Source organism: Nocardia sienata NBRC 100364, assembly GCF_001613205.1.
Taxonomy (GTDB): domain Bacteria; phylum Actinomycetota; class Actinomycetes; order Mycobacteriales; family Mycobacteriaceae; genus Nocardia; species Nocardia sienata.
On the sequence record NZ_BDBX01000005.1, the window covers coordinates 115,383 to 133,515 of the forward strand.

The following is an 18,133-nucleotide window of genomic DNA, read 5'->3' on the forward strand; positions in this document are numbered from 1 at the left end:
CGCCGATATTATGTGCGAACCTCGACACGGTCGATACCCGGAAGACTGGATCAGGTTACGGCACACTCTGCCGATTTCGGGTTTCCGGCAAAGAATCCTGGGCGCGAAGCGAAGTTTCGGTCTGTACTCGGGCAAAAACCTCTGCTTACACTGAGGGCGGCCGGTTATGGAGGAGAGCTATGGAACGCTCGGACCCCAATTTTGAGCCAGGATCGGGAGGAAGCGGGCCGGCCCGATCCGGGAATACGGTCGGGAATCCCGTTCCCCTGTCCGCCGGGCAGCGGGGATTGTGGCTCGCGCAGCAGCTACGCCCGGATATTCCGATATCCGAGGCGCAGTACATCGAACTACACGGGGACCTGGATATCGAGCTGCTGCGCCGTTGTCTGCTTCGAGCCGGCCACGAATTCCAATCCGGGTATCTGCGCCTGGTGGAGAACGACGGTGAACCGCAACAGTTGTACGACCCGTATCTGGCGTCGACGGGGCCGGTCCTCGATATGCGCGGCGAACCGGATCCGATGGCGGCGGGTCTGCAGTGGATGCGACGCGAATACACGGCACCGCTCGATATCGTCCGGGACCGCCTGTTCGCCGGGGCACTGTTGCAGGTCGGCGACAGGCATTACCTGTGGTACAACCGGGTTCACCATGTAGCGCTCGACGGTTTTGGCGCGATGACCATGGTGAACCGGGTCGCGGCGCTGTACACCGCGGCGGTGCGGGACGGGACCGCGGAGAGCGACGCCCCGGCGGAGCCGTGCCGGGCGGCGGATCTGCGCACTCTCTACGAAGCGGACCGCAGCTATCGGGAGTCGAAGAGGTTCACCGACGACCAGGCGTATTGGCTGAACAGGCTCGCCGGTGTCGGGGAGGGATCGACTCTCGCGACCGGTTACGCGCCCGCGTGCGCGGAAAGTGTGACCGTGCTCGGCGAACTGGCACCGGAGACGGTGGCCCGGATAGACCGGACCGCGACAGCGCTGGCCGCGAGTCCGGCCGCCGTGGTGATCGCCGCCTTCGGGTGCTATCTGGCCCGGATGACCGGCCGGGACGACGTGCTGGTCGATATCCCGGTCTCGGGGCGCACCACCGCGGTACTCCGGCGCTCCGGAGGGGTGTTCGTCAATGTCGCACCGTTCCCGATCGAGCTCGGCAGCGGAGAAACGGTGGCGACGCTCGTGCGGCGTGTGCAGTCCGACCTGATCGGCGCCCTGCGACATCAGCGCTGCGGCCTCTACGATATCCGCGCCGCCGCCGGAACCAACGGACAGCGTCGTTACGCCGGCCCGATGGTCAACGTCATGTTCTTCCCCCAGGAGATCCGGCTCGGGCCGGTCACCGGGGAATTCCACATTCTCAGTTCCGGACCGGTCGACGATCTGCTGGTCGATCTGTACCAGACCGGCGATCCCCCGCGGACGATCCTGCACTTCATGGCCAACCCCGATCTCTACACCCCGGCCGAACTGGCAGCGCATCGGATCCGATTCGCGCAGTTCCTGGATGCGTTCGCGGCCGCCGGACCGGATTCCGGCCTCGAGCGGGTCCATCCCGAGAGTGCCCGGGCCGGCGCCCGGATCCGGCGCCGCCGCGAAAACCTGGCGTTCTGGCAGGCCACGCTCGCCGATCTGCCGGAAGAACTGCCGCTCCCGTTCGATCGGCCGCGGCCGGCGGTGGCATCGGACCGGCGCGGGAACCGCCGGTTCGGATTGGACGCGGACCTGGTCGGCGCGCTGGACGGATTCGCACGCGCACGTGGCACCTCGTTGTTCACGGTGGTCCATGCGGCAATGGCGGTCCTGCTCGCACGGCTGAGCGGTTCCGGCGATATCGCGGTCGGCGCTCCCGTGGCCCGGCGCGGCGCCACCACAGCGGGCGGGGCGGCCCCGGAATTCGCCGATGCGGTGGTATTGCGGACCGGAATCGACCTCGGCGAATCATTCACCGGGCTTGTCGACCGCGTATCGCGGGTCGATTCGACCGCCTTCGATCACGCCGGTATCCCGTTCGCGCGGCTGGTCGAGGAGTTGCGGCCCCTCCGGTCGCCGTCACGGCATCCGCTGTTCCAGGTGATGGTGGCCTGCGGGCCCCCGGCGTACGCGGCGGCGGACCCGAGCGGTCCGGACGCGGCGGAGACGGACCTTCCCGACGCACCCGGGCTCGATCTGCGGGTCGCGGTATCCGAGGCCGATACCGACGGAGCGACCGTCACAGTGGACTACTCGGCGGAAGTGTTCGATGGGGACACAGTCGACTCGCTGATGCGCCGATGGATTCGGATCCTGGAATCGGTGGCCGCAGAGCCGGGAGTCGCGGTGGGATCGATAGACATACTCGATCCCGCCGAACGCGCGGAGTTGCTGACCCGGTCCGGCCCCCGCACCACGGCTCCCCGAACCCTCGCCGAACTACTGACCGCGGCCGCCGCCCGGGACCCCTGCGCTCCGGCGCTCGTATGCGGCGGTACACAGATCGACTACCGAGAGCTCGACGAGCGCTCCAACCGATTGGCCAGGACACTCGTCGCACGGGGCGCAGGGCCAGAAAGCACCGTCGCCGTGGCGATACCGCGCTCCTGCGATTCGGTTCTGGCCCTGTGGGCGGTGGCGAAGTCCGGCGCCGCTTTCCTGCCGATCGATCCGTCGTATCCGGCTGCCCGGATCACCCATATGGTCACCGACTCCGGGGCCACGCTCGGACTCACGGTCGGCGCGGTGCGGGAGAAACTACCCGGCACCGTCGAATGGCTGCTACCGGGCGACCACGACCCGCACGGCGATGCCCGACCGATCACCGACCGCGAGCGGACCACGGTGCTGCGGCCCGGACATCCGGCCTACCTGATCTACACCTCGGGTTCCACGGGCACACCCAAAGGCGTGACCGTGACCCATACCGGGCTGGCGTCCCTCGCCGCCGAACAACGTGAACGCTATACGGTGACCGGGGATTCGCGCACCCTGCATCTCGCCTCCCCGAGCTTCGACGCCTCGGTCTGGGAACTAGTGCTCGCGGTGGGCGCCGGCGCCACGATGGTCATCGCCGAGCCCGGAACCTACGGCGGCGCGGAGTTCGCCGATCTGGTCCGCCGCGACCGGGTCACGCATGCGGTGGCGACCCCGGCAGCATTGGCCTCGGTGGATCCGGCCGGGCTGGACAGTCTGCGCGTCGTCGTCGCCGCCGGTGACGCCTGCCCGCCGGAGCTGGTGCGACGCTGGGCCGTCGGGGGACGCGAGTTCTTCGATGCCTACGGCCCGACCGAGGTCACCATCATGGCGAACCACAGCGCTGCGTTGGCGCCGGGAGACCCGGTCACCATCGGCGGCCCGATCCGTGGTGCCACGGAGTGGGTACTGGACCGGCGGCTGGAACCCGTCCCGGCGGGTGTGGCCGGTGAGTTGTACATCGCGGGCGCGCTGCTCGCCCGCGGCTACCACCACCGCCCGGGATCGACCGCCGCGCGCTTCGTCGCCTGTCCGTGGCAGCCCGGTCGGCGGATGTATCGCACCGGCGATACGGTCCGCTGGACCGCCGAGGGAACCCTCGAGTATCTGGGCCGGTCGGATTTCCAGGTCGAGGTCCGGGGCGTGCGTATCGAACTCGGCGAGATAGATGCCGCCCTGGCGGCCTGCGAGTCGGTCGGATTCGCCGTCACCATCGGCCACCCCACCGGCTCCGGTACCGCCGCACTGGCCTCCTACGTGGTACCCGCGCCCGGTCATTCGATAGATATCGCGTTCCTTACCGAACACCTGCGCGGCCTGCTGCCCTCCTATATGGTCCCGCCCTCGATCACGGTGCTCGAGCATATTCCGCTCACCCCGGCAGGCAAACTGGACCGCAAGGCGCTACCGGACCCCGTCGTCACCGGCACCGCGCCGTTCCGGCCGCCCGGGACACCGGTCGAACGGACCGTCGCGCGAATTTTCGCCGAGGTGCTCGGCGTCGGCACCGTAGGTCTCGACGATTCGTTCTTCGCACTCGGCGGCGACAGCCTGACGGCGACCCGGGTCGCCGCCCGGCTCGGGACGGCGCTGGGTGCCGAGATCCCGGTGCGGTTGTTGTTCGAGGCACCACAGGTTTCGGCGCTGGCCGTCCACGTGGAGGAGCAGATGCGCACGGGACGGCAACGCCCGCCGCTGATCGCCGGACCCCGGCCCGACCTCGTACCCTTGGCACCCGCCCAGCAGCGCATGTGGTTCTTCAACCAGTACGACACCGCCTCCGGTGCCTACAACATGCCGATCGCGGTCCGGCTGCGGGGCGAACTCGACCTCGGCGCCCTGCGCGCGGCGATGACCGACGTCCTGGACAGGCACGAGTCGCTGCGGACGCGTTATCCGGAACGGAAGGGAACGCTGACCCAGGTGGTCGAACCGGTCGACGCCGTCGATCGTGAGTTGAGTCCGGTACCGGTGGCGCCGGACCGGGTGATCGGCGCGATCTCGGAGTTCGTCCACGAAGGCTTCGATGTGAGCGTCCGGGTACCGGTGCGTACCCGGTTGTTCCGGGTGACCGGCGGTGCCGACCCCGAATACGTGCTGGCCGTGGTGGTGCACCATATCGCCGCGGACGGCTTCTCCATGGCGCCACTGGCCCGCGACGTGGCGACCGCGTATGCCGCCCGCGCTCATGGCGAGGCACCGTCGTGGCCACCGCTGCCCATCCAGTACGCCGACTACGCCCTGTGGCAGCGCGCTGCCCTGGGCGACCCGGGCGACCCCGGATCACTGAGCGCCCGGCAGATCAGGCACTGGACGGAAACACTGGCCGGACTGCCGGAGGAGTTGGGCCTGCCGTTCGATCGGCCGCGACCGGCGGTGCGGTCGAACCGGGGTTCGAGTCACCGGTTCGGACTGGGCGCCGATCTGGTGGCGAAGCTGCGCGCATTCGCCCGTGACCGCAGCTCGTCGTTGTTCATGGTGATCCACGCCGCGCTCGCGGCAACTCTGGCCCGGTCGAGCGGATCCGGCGATATCGCGATCGGAACACCGGTCGCCGGTCGGGGCGCCGCCGTCCTCGACGACGTGATCGGAATGTTCGTCAACACGGTGGTCCTACGCACGGACGTCGACCTCGGCGAGTCGTTCACCGCCTTCCTCGACCGGGTCGAGCGGATCGATCTGGCCGCTTTCGGGAATGCCGACGTGCCTTTCGAACAGTTGGTGGACGAACTCGCTCCGGAGCGCTCCCAGTCGCGGCATCCGCTGTTCCAGGTGCTGCTGGCCTTCCAGAATCTGGCCCGGGCCGATCTGGAACTGCCCGGACTGGACGTAACGGTGCTCGACCTGCCCGAAGACGTCTCCCGGTTCGATCTGCAACTGATGCTGGCCGACGACGACAGCGGCGGGCTGGCGGTAACGGTCACCTACTCGACGGAGCTGTTCGATGCGAGCACGGTCGAATCCCTGGTGCGCCGCTGGGTTCGGATACTGGACACGGTAGCCATCGATCCGGCGGTCCCCGTGGGATCGATCGAGGTGCTCGAACCCGCCGAACGTGCCGATCTGCTGACGCGTTCCGGGCCGCGCGGTGTCGCACCCCGCACCTTGGCCGACCTGCTGGCCGCCGGCGCCGCACGGGATCCCACGGCGACCGCGCTCGTCTTCGACGGCGACCGCATCGATTACCGGGAACTGGGCGAACGCGCCGGCCGAGTGGCCAGGATGCTCATCCGGCGGGGCGTCGGTCCCGAGGACATCGTCGCGGTGGCGATGCCACGATCCGCGGATTTCGTGCTCGCTGTCTGCGCGGTGGCCGCCTCCGGTGCCGCGTTCCTGCCGATCGACCCGACGTATCCGATCGCCCGGATCACCCATATGATCACCGATTCCGGCGCCGTACTCGGTCTGACGATCGCCTCGGTACGCGACCGGCTGCCCGACACCATCGACTGGCAGACCCCGGACACCATCGGCACCCCGGACCAGGACGGCGACACCGGACCGATCTCCGACGCCGACCGGGTGCGCCCCCTGCGTCCGGACGATCTCGCCTACGTCATCTACACCTCCGGATCGACCGGCCTGCCCAAAGCAGTCGCGGTAGGGCACCGCGGGCTGGCCGGCTGCGCGAGCGAGCACCACGACGGTCTGCACATCGGACCCGGTTCGCGCGTCCTGAATCTGTCCTCGCCGAGCTTCGACGTCTCGATACTGGAACTGATGTCGGCACTGGTCGTGGGTGCGACTCTGGTGATCGCGCCCGATGACGTCAACGGCGGCGACGCGCTCGGCGAACTGCTCGACCGCGAGCGGGTCGGTCACATCCTCATCACCCCCTCCGCGCTGTCCACCGTCGACGCCGACCGATGGCCGCTACCGCATCTGCGCACGCTGATGGTCGGCGGTGAGGGCTACGGGACCGGATTGGTTCAGCGCTGGAGCCACGGTCACGAGGTGTTCAACACTTACGGGCCCACCGAGGTCACGGTCGCCGCGACGCGACCCACCCCCATGGTGGCGGGCGAACCGGTGACCATCGGTGGTCCGATGCGCGGTGTCACCGCGTGGATTCTGGACCAGCGGCTGCAACCCGTCCCCGCCGGGGTCAGGGGTGAACTGTACGTCGCGGGCGCGCCGCTCGCGCGCGGCTACCACCACCGCCCGGGCACGACCGCCGAACGCTTTGTCGCCTGCCCCTGGAAAACCGGTCGGCGGATGTACCGCACCGGGGATATGGCCCGGTGGACCGCGAACGGAACCATCCAGTATCTGGGCCGGTCGGATTTCCAGGTCAAGATTCGCGGTCTGCGCATCGAACTCGGGGAAATCGACGCGGTACTCGGCGCGCACGAGTCCGTCGGATTCGCCACCACCGTCGGCCGCCCCACCGCTACCGGCGCCATGGCGCTGGCCTCGTATGTCGTTCCCGCACCGAGTCGATCGGTAGATGTCACACAGCTGATCGAATATCTCGGCAGCCGCCTGCCCTCCTATATGATCCCGCCTTCGATCACAGTTCTCGAACAGATTCCGCTCACGCCGGCGGGCAAACTGGACCGTAAGGCGCTGCCGGAACCGGTCCGCGCGGACAGCACGCCCTTCCGGGCACCGCAGACGCCGCTCGAGCGCATTATCGCCGGGGCATTCGCCGACGTCCTGGGTATCGACACCGTCGGACTCGACGATTCGTTCTTCGCGCTCGGCGGCGACAGCATCATGTCGATCATGCTGGTGACCCGGGCCAGGTCGGCGGGGGTACTGTTCTCCGCGCGCGAGGTGTTCGACCACCGCACGGTCGCCGGTCTGGCCCGGGTCGCCGTCCGTGACGACGAGGCCGCGAAGGCCCGCGCTTCGGTGGAGTTGCCCGGCGCAGGTGTGGGACCGATCCCGCTCACGCCGATCATGCACTGGTTCACCGAGCACACGCGTTCCGGAACAGGCCGCCTCGCCCAGGCCGTAATGCTGGCTCTGCCCACCGGAACCCGACGGCAGCGGCTGGCCGAGACCGTGCAGGCGGTCCTCGATCGGCACGATATGCTGCGCTCCCGGTTGCTCCCGGCCGACGACGGGAGCTGGTCCTGGGAGACATTACCGGTCGGCGCGATCGGATCCGACGACATCATCCACCGGGTGGTCACGGAGGCGGAGCCGGGTACCCCCGGGTTCCGCGCCGTGACCGCCACGGAATCCGCGGCCGCGGCGAAACGGCTCGATCCGGGTGCGGGCATCGTGGTGCAGGTGGTCTGGTTCGATCCGGTGGATCCCGCGGTGCCCGACCGGATGCTGATGCTGGTGCACCACTCGGCGATCGACGGTGTCTCCTGGCGGGTGCTGGTACCGGATCTCGCGATCGCGTGGGCGCGGACGGAGTCCGGCGAACCGCCCGATCTCGCTCCGGTGGGGACATCGATGCGCGGCTGGGCGCACGGACTGGTCGAGGCAGCCCATCGCCGGGAGCGGACCGCGGAACTCGGTCGATGGCAGGCCGTGGCCGCCGAACCCGATCCGGTGATCGGGTCCCGTCCCCTCGACCCCGCGGTCGATGTGGCCGACACGGTGCGCACGGTCGAGGTCGAGCTCTCGGCCGAGGTCACCGCGGCGCTGTCGACCGAGGTACCCGCCGCGTTCCACGGCACCGTGGCCGACGGCCTGCTGGCCGCGCTGGCGCTGGCGACGACGAAGTGGCGCCGCGAGCGCGAGCCCGCGAGCACCACCGGCAGCCGGCCCGCGGCGGCGGTCATCGGCCTCGAGGGTCACGGCCGCGAGGAACAGGTGGTCCCGGGCGCGGACCTGACGCGGACGGTCGGCTGGTTCACCACGAGTTTCCCGGTACGACTCGACCTTTCGGATATCGACGTCGACGCCGCGTGCGCGGGCGGGCCGGCGATCGGCGCAGCGGTCAAAGCCGTCAAGGAGCAGTTGCGCGCCGTCCCGGACCACGGCATCGGCTACGGCCTGCTGCGATATCTGAACGAGGACACCGCGCCGCTACTGCGCGCCCTGCCCACGCCGCAGATCGGGTTCAACTATCTCGGTCGCATCGTCGCCGGGCCCCGCGGGCAGGCGCAGGCATGGCAGCCGGTGGACGACGGCGGCGACTTCTCCGGCGCCGAACTCGCCCGTGCGTTGAATCCGGATATGCCGGTGACGGCGGTGCTCGATATCACCGCCCGGCTCGTCGATGACGGGGTCCGGCAGCGCCTGCGGGCGATCTGGTCGTATCCCGCCGGAGTGCTGGACGCCGAGCAGGTCCGCCGGATCGCGCACTTGTGGTCGGACGTGCTGACCGCGCTGGCGGCGTATGCCCGGGGCCCCGGGGCCGGGGGATGGACGCCGTCGGATCTGGATCTGGTCCGGCTGGGGCAGTCCGAGATCGAGCGGCTCGAAGCCAGATATCCGGCGGTGCAGGATATCTGGCCGTTGACCCCACTGCAGGAAGGTCTGCTGTTCCACGCGCTGGCCGCCGAGGAATCGAGGGACGCGTATGTGGTGCAGTTGGTCCTCGAACTCCGGGGCCGGGTCGATCCGGAGCGGCTGCGGCGAGCCGGACAGCTGCTGCTCGACCGGCATGCGAATCTGCGCACCGCCTTCGTCACCGATATCGGACCGGTCCAGGTGGTCGACAGCGGTGTGGCGGCGCCCTGGTCGGAGCTCGACCTGTCCGGGTTGGACGACGACGCCCGAGCGCGCGACTGGGAGTTGCTGACGGCCGCGGACCGGGCGACCAGGTTCGACCCGGCACGCCCCCCGCTGTTGCGTTGGATGCTGGTCACCACGGGGCCGGGCAGTTACCGGCTGGTGCTGACCCAGCATCACCTGCTGCTCGACGGCTGGTCCACCCCGCTGCTCCTCCGCGAGTTGCTGGTGCTCTACGCCACCGACGGTGCCGTCGAGGTGCTACCCCCGGTCCGGCCCTACCGGGATTTCCTGGCGTGGCTCGGCGCGCAGGACCGGACCGCCGCGCTCGAGGCCTGGGCCCGCGTATTCGACGGCGCCGACGAACCGACCCTGGTGGCTCCGGCGGACCCCGGGCGCGACTACACCGGATCCCGTGACGTGACCGCCGAACTGACCGAGGAGCAGACCACGCGACTGGCCGGTCTCGCACAGGCCCGGGGGGTCACCCTCAATACGGTGATCCAGGGGGTGTGGGCGATCGTCCTGAGCGTGTTGACATCCCGCGACGATGTGACATTCGGGTCCACGGTCTCCGGGCGTCCCCCGCAGATACCGGGTATCGAAGCGATGATCGGGTTGTTCGTCAACACACTGCCGGTGCGGGTCCGGCTCGACCCCGCCGAGAGCGCGGGACACCTGCTGGAACGGATCCAGGCGGAGCAGGCGGGTCTGCTCGATCACCACCACGTGGGCCTGACCGATATCGAACATGCCGCCGGGCCGGGGGCGGTGTTCGACACGATGACGGTGTTCGAGTCCTATCCGGTCGACCGCGGCGGGGTGACCGCGGAAACCGATATCGCCGGCCTGCGGGTCGCCGACGTGACCGGTACCGACGCCGCCCACTATCCGCTGGGCGTGGTCGCCCATCTCGATACCCGGCTACACCTGCGCGTCAAGTATCTGCCCGGACTCTTCGACCACGACGCGGCGACCGCGATACTGCACCGGATACTGCGCGTACTGGACCTCGCTGTCGCAGAACCGGATCGGCCGCTGGGCCGGCTGGATCTGCTCTTCCCGGCGGAGTACCGGGAGCTGCTCTCGGTATCGGGTGATCCGGCGGTGACCGAGCGAGTCCTCCCGGACCTGCTGGCCGCCGGCCGGGACCCGGAGGCGGTCGCGGTGGTGTGCGGAGATCGCCGGTGGACCTACCGCGAACTCGACGCGGAATCGAATCGGCTCGCACGGTGCCTGATCGCCCGGGGCGCCGGACCGGAGACCGGTGTCGCGGTGGCATTGCCACGGTCGGTCGAGTCGGTGCTGGCGATCTGGGCGGTGGCCAAAACGGGGGCTGCGTTCGTTCCGGTCGACCCCGCCTACCCCGCGGGCCGGATCGAACACATGCTCACCGATTCCGGTGTCGCGGTGGGGATCACCTCGGGCCAGTGGCAGGATCGGCTGCCCGGCCGGGTACGCCGGCTGGTCCTCGACGAACCGGCGACGGCCGCGGAAGTCGCGGCCACGACGGCGACGCAGGTGACCGATGCGGAGCGAACACTGCCGGTGCGGGCCGATCAGGTGGCGTATGTGATCTACACGTCCGGCTCGACCGGGGTGCCCAAGGGTGTGGTCGTATCGCATCGAGGCTTGGCGAATCTGGTCGCCGAACAACAGTCGCGTTTCGGTATCGGGCCGGCCACCCGAGTTCTGCATGCGGCCTCGCCGAGTTTCGACGCGGCGGTCCTCGAACAGCTTTGCGCGTTCGCTTCGGGCGGACAGCTCGTGATAGCACCCCCCGACGCCTACGGCGGCGCCGAACTGTCCCGTATTCTGCGCCGCGAGCGCGTGTCCCATGCCGCGCTCACCCCCACGGTGCTGGGCACGATCGACCCGGCCGGGCTGGAGTGTCTGCACACCGTCGCGCTGGGCGGCGAGGTGCCGCCGCCGGAACTGGTGTCGCAATGGGCACCCGGCCGGACCCTGGTCAACACCTACGGTCCCGCGGAGGCCACGGTCGAAACCGATGCCACCGCGCCACTCGGGGCGGACACGGCGGTGACGATCGGCGGGCCGATCCGCGGGGTCGGGCAGGTCGTCCTCGACACCTGGCTGCGCCCGGTGCCGGTCGGGATCGTGGGCGAGTTGTACCTGTCCGGTCCGGGACTGGCCCGCGGCTATCGCAACCGGACGGGTACCACCGCGGCGCGGTTCGTCGCCGACCCGTTCGCGGAACCGGGGCAGCGGATGTACCGGACCGGCGACCTGGTGAAATGGGCGCGAAACCCCGATGGGAGCCTGGCACTCGAGTATGTCGGCCGGGCGGATTCGCAGGTGAAGATCCGTGGGTTCCGCATCGAACTCGGCGAGGTCGAATCGGTGCTGCGGGCCTGTCCGGGCGTGGCCCGCGCCGCGACGGCCGTACACCGTGACCCCGCCACCGGAGACCGGTTGATCGGATATCTGGTCCCCGAACCCGGCGCCGAGATAGATCCGGCGGCGACTCTCGCTCATGCCGGCGAGCGGTTGGCCTCCCATATGGTGCCCGCGCACGCGATGGTGCTCGACGCGCTACCGCTGACCGCGACCGGCAAACTCGACCGCGCCGCGCTCCCCGCGCCGGACTTCGCCGCGGCCCGGACCGTATCCCGGGCCCCGGTCACCGGGGCGGAGAAGACGCTGGCGCGACTGTTCGAGGAGGTACTCGGACTCGACGAGGTCGGTGCAGACGATTCGTTCTTCGCGCTCGGCGGCGACAGCATCATGGCCATCCAGCTGGTGACCCGCGCCAGGGCGGCGGGACTGGTGTTCTCGGCGGGCGCGGTGTTCGACCACCGCACGGTCGCCGGGCTGGCCCGGGTCGCGGTGCCCGACAGCGGTGCCACGGCACCGGCGCTTCCGGCCGAGCTCCCGGGTGGGGGCGTGGGCCCGGTGCCACTCACCCCGATCATGTGCTGGATGTTCGAACGCGGCAGCTTCGACCGCTTCTGCCAATGGGTCGAGCTGACCCTGCCGGCCGGTATCGACGCCGCCGGTATCGGCGCCACCGTCCAGGCGGTACTCGATCACCACGACATCCTGCGGGCCCGGCTGTACCGCGAACCGGGTCACCCGTCGGGCTGGGCGCTGCGCGTGGAACCGGCCGCGGTATCGGCCGCCGCACTCATCCGGCACGTGCCGGTGGACTCCGACCTCGGCAGCAGCGAGGTCGCCGCGCTCACCGAGGCCGAGGCGGACGCGGCGGCCGGCCGCCTCGATCCCGCCGCGGGCGTGGTGCTGCAGTTGGTCTGGCTGGATCCGGCAGGCCGGCCGGGCCGGTTGCTCGTCGTCGCACACCACCTGGTGGTCGACAGCGTGTCGTGGCAGATCCTCGTCCCGGACCTCGCCGCCGCCTGGGCCCAGGTGCGGGCCGGGCAACGGCCGCGCCTCGCGCCCGTCGGTACCTCGATGCGCCGCTGGGCGGACGCCCTGCACACCGCCGCCGGTGATCACAGCGAACTCGACTGGTGGCGCTCCACATTGGGCCCCGGGGATCCACCGCTGGGCCACCGGTCGATCGACCCGGCCGTGGATGTGCAGGCCACACTCGCCACCGCCCAGATCACGCTGTCCCCCGCGATCACCCACGATGTGCTCACCACGCTTCCCGGGGCCTTCCACGGAAACGTCGACGATGCGCTCCTGACCGGGCTCGCGCTGGCACTGACCCGGTGGCGGCACCGCCGCGGCGTCGTCGGCACCGACGCACTGCTCACCCTGGAGAGCCACGGCCGCCACGACACCGTACTTCCCGGGGCCGACCTCACCCGCACTGTCGGGTGGTTCACCACCACCTATCCGGTGCGGCTCGACCTGGCCGGTATCGATATCGACGATGCGTTCGCCGCCGGAGCCGCCGCCGCAGCGGCGGTCAAGTCGGTCAAAGAACAGCTCAGGCAGGTGCCCCGCCACGGAATCGGCTTCGGATTGCTGCGCTATCTCGACAGCGATACCGTCCGGGTGCTGCAGGCACTGCCCACCCCGCAGGTGAGCTTCAACTATCTCGGCCGATTCGACACACTGCCCGCGGCAGTACAGGGCGCCGAGTGGATGCCGGCCGGGGCGAGAGCCGCCGGCGGCGCGCAGAATCCGGACGCACCCGTAGCCGCCCTGCTCGGGATCAACGCGGCCACCACGAACACACCCGCCGGGCCGGCGCTCACCGCCGCCTGGGAGTACCCCACCGGCATTCTCGACCCGGTCGAAGTCACCGAGCTCATGGAACTGTGGCGCGACGCGGTGACCGCACTGGCCGCGCACGCGGCCCGGCCGGGCAGCGGCGGACTCACCCCGTCCGACCTCGATCTCCTCGACCTGGATCAGGCCGCGATCGACCGGCTGGAGGCCCGGCAGCCGGGACTGAGCGATATCTGGCCACTCACCCCCTTGCAGGCGGGGTTGCTTTTCCACGCCCAGCTGGCGGCCGGCGACCTCGACGCCTACGTGGTGCAGCTCTGCCTGGAGCTCGGCGGATCCGTCGACGCGGATCGTCTCCGGCGCGCCGTGCGGGATCTCCTCGGGCGGCATCCGAACCTGCGGACCGCCTTCGACCGCGACAGCGCCGGGGTGCCGGTCCAGGTGGTGCACCGGCACGTCGACGTACCCTTCACCCGGATCGGGCTGCCGGGACAGGATGAGGCGGCGATCGAACTCGAACAGATCACAGCGGCCGACCGCCGCGCCGGCTTCGACCCGGCCACCCCGCCACTGCTGCGACTGACGCTGATCGACCTCGCCCCGCAGCGGTATCGACTGCTGGTGAGCATGCACCACATCCTGATCGACGGCTGGTCTACACCTCTACTGATCCGGGAACTGCTGCAGCTCTACGTCGGCGACGGCGATCCCGCCCTGCTACCGGCCCCGGTACGCCCCTACCGCGACTATCTGTCCTGGTTGCGGGCACAGGACCGGGACGCGGCGGCCGACGCGTGGGCCCGGGCCTTCGACGGCGCGGTCGAGCCGACCCTGCTGGCGCCCGCCGACCGCGGCCGCCGGCAGACCGCGGCCGGGAGCGAGGTCCACCGGGAGCTGAGCGAAGACCGCACCGCGGCACTGGTCGCGGTGGCCCGGCAACAGGAGATCACGCTCAACACCATCGTCCAAGCCGCCTGGGCGATAGTGCTCGCGACCGAGACCGGCCGCGAGGACGTGGTGTTCGGCGCCACCGTTTCCGGCCGACCTCCGCAGCTCGAGGGCATCGAATCGATGGTCGGGTTGTTCGTCGACACGGTGCCCGTGCGGGTACGCCTCGTCCCCGAGGACACCCTCGCCCGGCTGCTGCGGCGTATCCGGACCGAGCAGACCGCGTTGCTCGACCATCACCACCTCGGGCTCGCCCGGATCCAGGATGTGGCAGGCCCGGGCGCGATCTTCGATACCGTGACCGTCTTCGAGTCCTACCCGATCGACCGGACCGGGCTGTCCGAATCCGCCGATATCGCCGGGTTGCGTGTCCTGGGCATCCACGGACACGACGCCGCGCACTATCCGCTCGGCCTGATCGTCGAACACGGCACCCGGCTGCGCCTGGGCTTCGAGTACCTCCCCGAACTCATCCCCGCGGAGCGGATCGAAGCACTCGCCGACCGAGTACTGCGAGTACTGCACGCCGTCGCAGAATGTGTCGACCTACCACTCACCCGGCTCCGGCTGCTGTCGCCGGCCGAGGAGGCCGCCCTGGTCCCCGTCCGGGGCCGGACCGGTGCGGCGCCGTCGGTGCTACCGCGGGTGCTCACCTCGGCGATGGCACCCGGCGCCGAAGCAGTGGCCGGCGACGGCGTATCCCTGACCTATCGCGAACTCGACGAGCTCTCGAACCGATGGGCACGGGAACTGCTGGACATCGGAGTCGGGCCGGAGTCGTTCGTGGCATTGGTGCTGCCGCGTTCGGTGGACGCCGTCGTCGCCGTATGGGCAGTCGCGAAAACCGGCGGCGCGTTCGTACAACTCGACCCCGCCGATCCGGACGACCGGATCACCCGGATCCTCACCGATTCCGGCGCCGCCACCGGGCTCACCTCGGCCGACGTGCGGCACCGGCTGCCGGACACGATCGAATGGCTCACCCTCGACAGCCCGGCCTTCGCGACGGCGACAGCCGCGGCATCACCGGCCGCGATCACCGATTCCGAGCGCACGACAGCGCTGCGCCCGCAGCACCCGGCGTATCTGATCTACACCTCGGGCTCCACCGGAACCCCGAAAGGCGTGGTGGTCACCCATGCCGGCATTGCGAATCTGGCCGCCGAAGCCCGGGAGCGGTTCGGTCTCACCTCCGCGGCCCGGGTACTGGCCGCCGCCTCCCCCGGTTTCGATGTCTCGATTCTGGAATGGCTCGGCGCCGCCGCCGCGGGAGCCACCGCGGTCCTCGCACCCGCCCGAGTGGTCGCGGGCGCCGAACTGGCCGCGGCGATCGAGGCCGGACACATCACCCATGCGGCGCTCACGCCGACCGTGCTCGCCTCGCTGGACCCCGGCACGCTCGGCACGCTCGAGACCCTGGTTCTCGGCGGGGAGACGTGCCCACCCGAGCTGGCAGCCCGATGGACCACGGGTCATACCCTGATCAACACCTACGGGGCCACCGAGACCACGATCATGAGCTGCGCCGCCGCGCCGCTGCGCACCGCGCCGGCGGCTCCCCTTCCGATCGGCGGCCCGATACGGGGCTTCACCGCCGTCGTGCTCGATCGCGGCCTGCGTCCAGTGCCGACCGGAGCGGTCGGCGAACTGTACCTGTCCGGACCGGGTCTCGCCCGGGATTACCACCGGCGCCCTGCCACCACTGCCGCCTGCTTCGTCCCGGATCCGTACGGACCGCCCGGCACCCGGATGTACCGGACCGGCGACCTGGTCGCCTGGAATGCCGACGGGTCACTGCGGTACGTGGGTCGTAGCGACCGGCAGCTCGAGATCGCGGGCAATCGCGTCGAACCCGGTGAGGTCGAGGCCGCCCTGCGTAGCGGCACGGATATCGCCCAGGCCGCCGTCACGGTCCACGACCGGGGTGACGGCACCGGCAGGCTCGTCGGATACGTCGTTCCCGACCCCGGCACCACACCGGATATCCCGGCCCTGACCAACTATCTCGCGACGCGGCTGCCCACCCACATGATCCCGGCCGCCGTGATCGCCCTCGACCGGCTCCCGCTCACCGCCACCGGCAAGCTGGACTACCGGGCACTCCCCGCGCCCGCCCGGCCGTCCGCGGTGTACCGGCCGCCGGACACGCCACTCGAGGCCACGGTGTGCGAGGCCTTCGCCGGCATCCTCGAGCGGGAACGGGCCGGTGCCGACGACAACTTCTTCGACCTCGGCGGCAACTCATTGGAGGCGGCTCGGCTGGCGGCGCGATTGAGCGAAACGACCGCTGCCGACGTGCCGCTGCACTGGGTGTTCACCGATCCGACTCCACAGGCGCTGGCCCGTCGCATCGAGCTCCGCCACCGCGGTGACGACGACGAGCCGGCACCCGAGAACGCGCTCGCGGTATTGCTTGCGCTGCGCGGCACCGGGCACGGCCCCCCGCTGTTCTGTGTACACCCCGCCATCGGCCTGGCCTGGGGCTTCAGCGGGCTGGTGCACTATCTCGATTCCGAGGGCCCCGTCTTCGGGCTGCAATCTCCGGCGCTCACCGAACCCGATACGCAGTTCGCCACCCTGGACCGGCTCGCGGCCCGCTATGTCCGGGAGATCAGGGCCGTCCAGCCACACGGTCCGTATCACCTGCTCGGCTATTCGCTCGGCGGCACCATCGCCCACGCGATCGCCGTCCGGTTGCGCCGGGACGGCGAGCAGGTGGCGACGCTGGCCATGATGGACACCCGCGTCGTCACCGCCGACAGCGTCCGCGCGCCCACGCCGACCATCGGAGAGATGTTGACCGAGGCCGGCGCCGCCGAGCCGGACTCCGCCGAACTCACGATGGCGGCCGCGGCCGAACTGCTGCACCGGCACGGGGGACTCGGCACCCTCCTGACCGAAGAGCACCTCATCCGACTGCACCGCGACTACACCCGGCTGGTCGACCTGACCTGGCACCATCGGCCCGGCCTCTTCGACGGTGACCTGATCTATTTCAGCGCCGCGCCGGAAGACACGAACGACGGCGTCGCACCGGCACTCGCGTGGACCGACCACATCACCGGCCGGATCACCGAACACCGTATTCCGATCCGGCACGAACAGATGACCGCCCCTGACGCACTGCGCGCAATCGGACTGGTCCTGACCCAGCACTTCCACTCCGTCCGGACTTCTTCGTCGCCCGGCCCCGACACCAGCAAGGACACCGATCATGACCACCGACCGAGCCATAGGTAGACGCTCCGGAATCGAACCCGCCAGCCTGTTCGCGCCCGATCCGGTGAGCGCCGCCATCGAACACCCCCGCACCACCGAACTCCGGCGGTGGACCATCGATTACCTGTGCCGACCTCATCCGGACCTCGGCCGCCACGGCCCCGTCTGTCCGTATATGAGCCACGCCGTCGAGCGCCGGTTCATCTGGGCGGCGTTCTTCGACGGTCCCCGGATCGATATCGAACGTATCGCCGGCATCGTCGACGATCTCTACGAACTGTTCCCCACCCTGCAGCCCACGAAAGAGCCGGACGCCCGCTTCAAAGCCATCCTCGCGGTCTTCCCCGATCTCACCGATTACACCGGTATCGAGGCCGTCCAACGCGACCAGAAGACCCGTTTCGTACACGAGGGCCTGATGCTCGGGCAGTTCTATCCGGGCTGCACTGTCGCCGGGCTGCACAATCCGGCTTTCCCGGCCCTCGATTCGCCACTCCCCCTGCTCGCCGTCCGACACATGGTGTCCACCGACTTCCTTTTCCTCGACACCAGCCATGAATGGATCGACATATACCTCCGGATCTTCGCCCCGGCCATTCCCGAATTCATCACTTCGGCCATGGCCGACCGGCTCGTGCACGACCCCGCTGTCCCGGAAGCCGATCCGCTCACCTCGAAACCGGTCGGCGCGCACAACGGTGCGCCGCGGCCGCCGTGATCACCGG

The 18,133-nt window shown here is 69.9% G+C and carries 2 protein-coding genes; both read left to right on the forward strand.

From position 1 onward, the window contains the following. Positions 1-179 precede the first annotated feature (179 nt). Complete coding sequence (locus NS4_RS06215; protein ID WP_084486905.1) at positions 180-17,429, forward strand: non-ribosomal peptide synthetase; 17,250 nt, start codon at positions 180-182, stop codon at positions 17,427-17,429. Beyond that, the gene (locus NS4_RS06220; protein ID WP_063058530.1) at positions 17,404-18,126 is read left to right on the forward strand and encodes a DUF6875 domain-containing protein; all 723 of its coding nucleotides are present in this window, start codon (positions 17,404-17,406) and stop codon (positions 18,124-18,126) included. The genes NS4_RS06215 and NS4_RS06220 overlap by 26 nt, the downstream gene beginning before the upstream one ends. Positions 18,127-18,133: the final 7 nt, after the last annotated feature.